At 53.5% G+C, this 6,928-nt stretch carries 4 protein-coding genes; 1 reads left to right on the forward strand and 3 read right to left on the reverse strand.

Going from position 1 to position 6,928, the window contains the following annotated elements:
* Positions 1-438 precede the first annotated feature (438 nt).
* From prsR to P1S46_10680, 3 genes are all read right to left on the reverse strand, one after another.
* The gene (prsR, locus tag P1S46_10670; GenBank protein ID MDF1536941.1) at positions 439-1,803 is read right to left on the reverse strand and encodes a PEP-CTERM-box response regulator transcription factor; all 1,365 of its coding nucleotides are present in this window, start codon (positions 1,801-1,803) and stop codon (positions 439-441) included.
* Between the two features lie 123 nt (positions 1,804-1,926).
* Positions 1,927-4,059: a PEP-CTERM system histidine kinase PrsK gene (prsK, locus tag P1S46_10675; protein ID MDF1536942.1), complete on the reverse strand. Its 2,133-nt coding sequence runs from the start codon at positions 4,057-4,059 to the stop codon at positions 1,927-1,929.
* 149 nt (positions 4,060-4,208) lie between these two features.
* Complete coding sequence (locus P1S46_10680) at positions 4,209-6,428, reverse strand: tetratricopeptide repeat protein (GenBank protein ID MDF1536943.1); 2,220 nt, start codon at positions 6,426-6,428, stop codon at positions 4,209-4,211.
* A 129-nt stretch (positions 6,429-6,557) separates the two neighbouring features.
* On the opposite strand from P1S46_10680, the gene P1S46_10685 reads away from it, so the two are divergent.
* A partial coding sequence (locus P1S46_10685) for a Gfo/Idh/MocA family oxidoreductase (GenBank protein ID MDF1536944.1) occupies positions 6,558-6,928 on the forward strand: 371 nt, incomplete at its 3' end.

Raw genomic sequence — 6,928 nt, forward strand, 5'->3', positions numbered from 1 at the left:
ATGGACAAGGCTCGTTCCCGTTTCTCCTCAAAGTCCGGGGCAACATCTTTCCTGATCAGATCGTTCACCGCCCCCCTGATCAGCTCAGCGATGGAAACATGCTGGGAGTGCGCCAGCCGTTTCAGAGCCCTTGCCTGTTCCTCGGTCAGCTGTATCTGAGTGCGTACCACTGTGTGCCTCCATGATTACAAATATGATTAATTGATAACACGTCATTTAATGCCCGTCAATTGATGACTTTTTTCGAGGTCATCAACTTTGATGGACTCGCAAAAAGTCCATCAACTTTAGCCCATATCTGTTGTTTCCTCTGTCAGTTTCAAACTGCAGGAATTTCAGCACGTATTTCTAATCATCCCCACAAAAAAAGGAGCTGGACAGTTTGTCCGGCTCCTTGAAATTTGGGTTCTTCATGATCATATCAGGTTGACTTGCGCCTCACTCTCTCCGTATATCAAGCTTCTTCATGAGATCGTACAGAGTCGGCCTACTGATGTCGAGATCCAGGGCAGTCTGTGTCAAGTTCCCGCCGTTCCAGTCCATGGCGGAGAGGACCAGTTCCCTTTCCACGCTCTCCCTGGCCTCTTTCAAGGTCATCCCACGACGGACCCCTTTGTCACCCCCTTCAAGTTCCAGATCTGCGGGTTGAACCGTTCGGCCTTCCGCCATGATCACGGCACGTTTGATCCTGTTTTCCATTTCCCGGATATTGCCGGGCCAGCCGTAGATCTCCAGTGCCCTTTTTGCAGCAGCGGAAAAGGTGAGTTTTTTGCCGGGTGTGAGAGAAAGGTAGCTCTCCAGGAAGGAATTAGCCAGAAGCAGGATATCCCCTTCCCTCTCCCTGAGAGGCGGGATATTGATGTTAACCACCCCCAGGCGATAGTAGAGATCCTGCCTGAACGAATCCTCCTGGATTGACTGCTTCAGATCCCTGTTGGTAGCCGCCACGATCCGTGTATCAACCTGGATCAGGCTCCGGCCTCCGATCCTTTCGATCTGCTGGTCCTGTAAAAAACGCAGGAGCTTGACCTGCAGGGAAAGGGGCAGTTCCCCGATCTCGTCAAGGAACAAGGTTCCCTTGTGCGCGGTCTCTATGCGACCAACTCTTTGCACATGCGCTCCCGTATAGGCCCCCTTTTCGTGACCGAAAAGTTCGCTCTCCAGGAGATTTTCAGGGATCGCACCACAGTTTATGGCAACGAAGGGCATCTCCCTTCTGCCGCTGAGGTTGTGGATTGCCCTGGCTGCCAGTTCCTTACCGGTACCGCTTTCACCCCCAACAAGAACAGGGACCTCCGTTGTGGCCACCTTGCGGATCTTCTCATAGACATCTGTCATCTGGGGGCTGGCGCCGAGCATCTCCTCGAAACCGCCCAGGCCTCCAACTTTCTGCTGTAGATTTACATACTCATTTTCAAGGGTCGCGACGTGGAAAGCCCTTCTCAATATAAAGTTCAGGTCCTCCAGGTTCACAGGCTTGGAGATAAAATCGTAGGCTCCCCTTCCGATAGCCTCGAGAGCGTGGGCTTTTTCATCTCTACCGGTGATGATGATGACTTTCACTCTCGGGTTGATCTCCAGGACTTCATCGAGGATGGCAAAACCCTCCCCGACACCCTCCTCTTCGGGAGGGAGTCCCAGGTCGAGGGTCATAACAGGGGGGACGACTTCCCGAAAGACGGCAAGAGCCTGCTGCCTGTCACCGCCCTCGTGAATTTCGTATTCCTGGCCAAGGCCCCATTTCATCTGCTTTCTAAGATCCTCGTCGTCGTCAACGATGAGGAGGATGTTTTTGTCTGTCATGGGACATTTTCTCCGTGTGGGGGACAAAGGTTCTTCAGGTAAAATGGACTCCGGGTCCTCGCTGACGCTCACCCCGGAGTGACTGCATACAGCCAAACAGCAACATGATCCTAAACATTAATTTTAAACACCCTTCTTCGCAGAAACCACAGGCAGATAGACCTCAAAAACGGCCCCCTCGCCGGGACGGCTTTTGACGCTGATCCTCCCGCCATGAGCCTCCACGATGGTGCGGCACTGGTAAAGACCGATCCCCAGCCCGTTCGGCTTGGTGGATTTAAAGGGGCCAAATAGCGACGTCGATAAAAAGGCCTCTTCCACACCCGGTCCGTCATCCTCCACTTCCAGGACAACCCATCCGTTCTGGCGATAAGTTCTGACAATGATAGCTCCGTTACCATCAACGGCTTCGATGGCGTTGAGAACCAGGTTCGTCACCACTTTTGAGATCTGTTCATGATCGATCATGATCTCGGGAACTTCCTGGTACTGCTTTTCGATGCTGACTCCCGAAGGCGGCTCCATCTCGGCCAGGCACCTGTTGACCACTGGTTCGATGCTCCCCGGTTCTGGATGGACAATGGACATCTCCCTGAGTTCCGCCATCCTGCGCGACAGGACATTGATCTTGTCGACACTTTGTGAAACAAGCTTCAGGGCATCGTGGCGGAACTCCTCACTGTTCAGATGGTCCGGAAAATTCTGCAGCATCATGGAAAGTTTTGAGGCCACGTTTTTCAGATCGTGGACGAAAAAGGCTGAGAATTTACTTAACGCTTCCATCTCCCGGGCGTTTTGCAGCCGTTCGGACAGCTGGAGGCTCTGGATACTGGTCGCGGCCTGGCCTGCGATCGTCCCCATGAGGTCGTACTCCTCCACACCCATCGGCTCGCCACGAACACGATCGTCCAGGGCGATGAAACCCAGGAGGTCTGAACCCAGCCAGAGGGGCGCACAATAACGCAATCCAAGGCTTTCCAGAAAGGCTTCATTCTCCTCTGTATACTGCCTCAAAGCACTATCGGTACTGTCAAAAAGATCGAAGGGGCTTTCTCTGACCGCAAGACGCTTTTTCAAAGATGCCACCAGTCCAGGGGACATTTCTACCAGGTCGCCGGACCCGGAAAGGGATGTTGAACCCGCCAGGGAAAGGGTCGCCTCCCCTTCTCCAAAGAGCCAGATATTGACGGAAAGAATCTCCAGCATCTCAGACAGGAGACTTGCAGTATTGCCGGCCAGGTCCCGGATATTCCTGGAGTTGGCCGTTCTCTCCGTAAACGTTATCCAGGTTTTCCTGTAATCGTATTTCGGGCGGCTAAGGTGCCGGGACACGAAAGTGTTGACAGCAAACTTGACCCGATCGGAAAAGAGGATGGCCGACAGGAGAAGAAGGGCGGCGAAGACAGCGAGTCCCAGAAGTTCGTAGGAGAAGGGCCCACCCAGCAGGGAAAGGACCTTTGTCAGGACACCCACGAGAACCAGGTAGGTTCCCACGACCATGAGGACCAGGGAGCGTTTGATGAATCCACCGGAGAGGTAAATATCTTCTGGCAGGATTCTGGACCTGAACAGCGTTATGGCGATGAACATATTGGCCAGGATGAGTGCTCCTGCCGGAAGAAAAAGTTCCATTTCCGGGTTCAGGGTCCGGAAAAGGATCGCCTGGCTACTCACAAAAATCCGGACTGCGAAGAATCCAAGGACGCCGAGGGTCAGGAACTTGATCTGCCAGCGCTTGATCCCCCTGGAAAAGCGGAGAGTGTTTTCGAGGACGAACATGAGGACCACGAACCCGGGGATCAGGGAAAGGTAAAACAGGTAGCCCGGCCAACCAAGGTGGAACACAGAGTGGCCACCGCCTGCAGGAACCGAGACACCTTCATAGAAAGAGGGGTTGAGAAGCACAGGGAAAGACAGTGGCAACAATAAGATCCCTAGGGTGACCCACTTCCACTTGATAAGACGCTGTTTGAAATCCCGTTCCCCGAAGGAAAGGGCGAACAGGAACCAGGCGCCGGGGATGAGAGCTGTGATCACGTTCCTTATCCGGAGCCACATCAATTGATCCAGGAGATTTTTCTGGTGGTACGCCATGCCACCAACAGTCAGTTCAGCTGCAAGCAGGAACATTCCCAGCGCAAAGAACCTGTGGGAGATCGAGTGAGGGCCCTTTACCAGGGCGTATAAGGCCAGCACTGCCGAGAAAAGGGCAGCGATAAAGATGATGTAGAGTTCTATGTTCTGGGAAAAATCCATATTTTTTATTCAGGTTAGTTATTGCGACCTCTTTGGTCGTCTTTTATCGTCATTCCGGACGGTTTCTCTCACCCCCACTTTAATCCTCCCCCCTCGGTAGGGGGAGGAAAAATAGGGAGGTTGACAATAATAGGAGCCGGAATCCAGTATCACTTCAATCGATCCAGCATCTCCTGCTGCTCGGCAGCCTCATCATTTCGCCCAACTGCCTTTAGCACTTCCACCAGATGACCCCGAACAACCTCATTCTCCGGCAGCGCGTCCAGGGCCTGCCTTAGTATGGGCAGGGCGCCTGCAGAGTCTCCGGATTTATGAAGGATCCAGGCGTAGGTGTCGCCCAGAGATGGATCATCCGGCACTATTTTCCTTCCCCTGGCTGCCAGCTCCAGGGCTTCCTTGAGATCACCTGACTCTGAAAGGTTCCAGGCAAGGTTGTTTATGGCCGGGACAAAACCGGGATCCAGCTCCAGGACCTCACGGTAGGAGTCCACGGAAACCTCCTTCTTTCCGAGAACATCCTGAACCATGCCGAGGAGGAAAAGAAGCCTGACCGAAGGAGTCCCGGAAGCCTCGGTGGATTCTATAAGCCACCTTTCCGCCTCATCGAGCTTCGATTCCCTGGCATAAAGAGCCACGATCCTCTGGTACGGTGACATCAGGTCGGGGTGGGACCGGGTGAGGGCAAGGTAGAGCTCACGGGCTTCCTCTATATTGCCCGTCCCCTCCAGCACCCTGCCAAGCAGGAGACGCTGGGGCACCCCTCCTTTCGCAGCACCCTCCCTCGCCTGCGCCAGGGCCTCTTCCTTTCGCCCGGTACGGCCCAGAAGGCTAACCAGGTAAGTCACCGGCAGGATGTCTTCAGGCCGCTCTTTTACCAGGAACCTGTAACCGGCCTCAGCCTTTTCAAGCTCGCCGGTCATCTCCCGGCTTTGAGCGACTCGCAGTATGGAGCCGGGATGATCCCCGTGGCGCTTGACGTTCCTTTCGTAAACAGCCTTCGCTTCCGAAAGCCTTCCCTGCCTCAAAGCGTTGTCTCCCAGGATCCACATGGCCTCCCTGCCGAGGTTTTTGTCCGAGCTTGCCGTCCTCGCGTAACCTGACGATGCTTCGAAGTTACCGGCGTTGGCCTCGATCTTTGCCAGCAGCAGGTTAGCCTGCGCATGGTCCGGATATTTGCCTGCTATGATCTTCAGGTTCTCCCTGGCCTGAGTGGGTTCTCCACCACCCAGTTGAGCCTGGGCAAGGGAAAGTCTCAACGGAAGGGAGTCGGGCCGGGAATCGAGGGCCTTCTGGAAATCGGACAACGCCTCCCCGGCGTTTCCCCCGGCCATGTTGAGCACTCCTCGAAGAGCAAGGGCCTCGCTATCGCTGGGTGCATATTTCAGAGCGTCATTGACCGCACCCATGGCTTTTTGAATATCTTTTTCAGACCAGTAATGACGGGCAAGGCTCAGTCTCGGTCCCGGAAAATAGGAATCCGTCTCGATGCTTTGTTCCCAGAGCTGGACCGCTTCACCCTTCTGCCCGGAATCGTAAAGCATTAAACCCAGGCGGTAGAGAGCCGGGGCGTTGGGCTCTCTTTCGGACATCTCACGGTAGAGTTTGATCGCATCGTCTTTTCTCCCCACCCTCTCGTATAGAAGGGCCAGACGGACCTTGAGGTCGCTTCTTTCAGGGTTTTCCCTGGCCAGAAGCTCAAGCCGGTCTGTCGCCTCATCCAACAGTCCTTTTCCCTGTAAAAGAGACACCCGGATAAGGCCTGCGTCCATAGAGGCAGGATCGATCTCCTCGGCCTTGCTCAGAGCATCTTCTGCACCTGAAATATCCCCAATGATAAGATTTACCTGGGCCAGGTGAAGCCACGCTTTCGCAGAATCCGGAGAAAGTTCAATTATCTTTTGGGCTGTATCAAGGGCTTCCGTTTGCCTACCCGACCGCACCTGGACCAAAGAGAGCAAGACCAGAAAATCCTGGTCCTCCGGAGACCTAGCGGCCCATTCTGTGATAACCGGTTCCGCCATCTCATGGGCATTGCCCCTCATGAGCAACTGGCTGTACTCGAGGGCAATGTCACGATCCTCCGGAGCCAGTTCGTTGGCGTTGGCATAAGCCCTGGCTGCCTCATTGTAATTTCTCAATCCGACCAACACCTGTCCGAGGAGGAAATAGGCCTGGCTGGACGAGGGTTGGATTTTAATGGCGTTGAGAAGTTCGATGCGGGCAACCTCAAAATCACCAGCCTCTATCTTGTTCTGTGCATCTGCCAGGTGTTTTTGAAGTTTCTGCACGGTATTCTGACAGGCAGTGACCAGAGAAAGTGAGGTGACGAAAACAAACAGAACAACACATTTCAATGAGGGATTGCGCATTCCTTCTCTCCTAAAAAACAATTGATTTTGCCTTTCACCCTATCCATTGGTGTGAGAATCATTTTGATTTATGCTAAGCTGTTTCACACAGTAAACCATCCATATTGAACAAATTACAGGGAGAAAAAAATGGATCTGAACTTTGCAATTCTGGGCTGTGGGCGTATAGCAAAAAAACATGCTGAAATCCTCGCAGGTGGATATGTCAATGGCGGAAGACTGGCCGCAGTGTGTGACATCAAGGAAGATCGAGCCCGGATGTATGGAGAGAATTATGGGGTCCCATATTTTACCGACATGCACCAGATGATGGAGTCGGTCAAAGAGATCGACGTAGTGAATATCCTTACAGAAAGCGGGGCCCATGCCGATAATGTGGTGGATCTTTCTCTATACGGCAAACATCTCGTGGTCGAAAAGCCCATGGCTCTGACTGTTTCGGATGCCGATAGAATGATCAGGGCTTGTGATCAGGCCGGGGTGAGACTTTTTGTGGTAAA

This window comes from bacterium (assembly GCA_029210545.1).
Classification (GTDB): domain Bacteria; phylum BMS3Abin14; class BMS3Abin14; order BMS3Abin14; family BMS3Abin14; genus JARGFV01.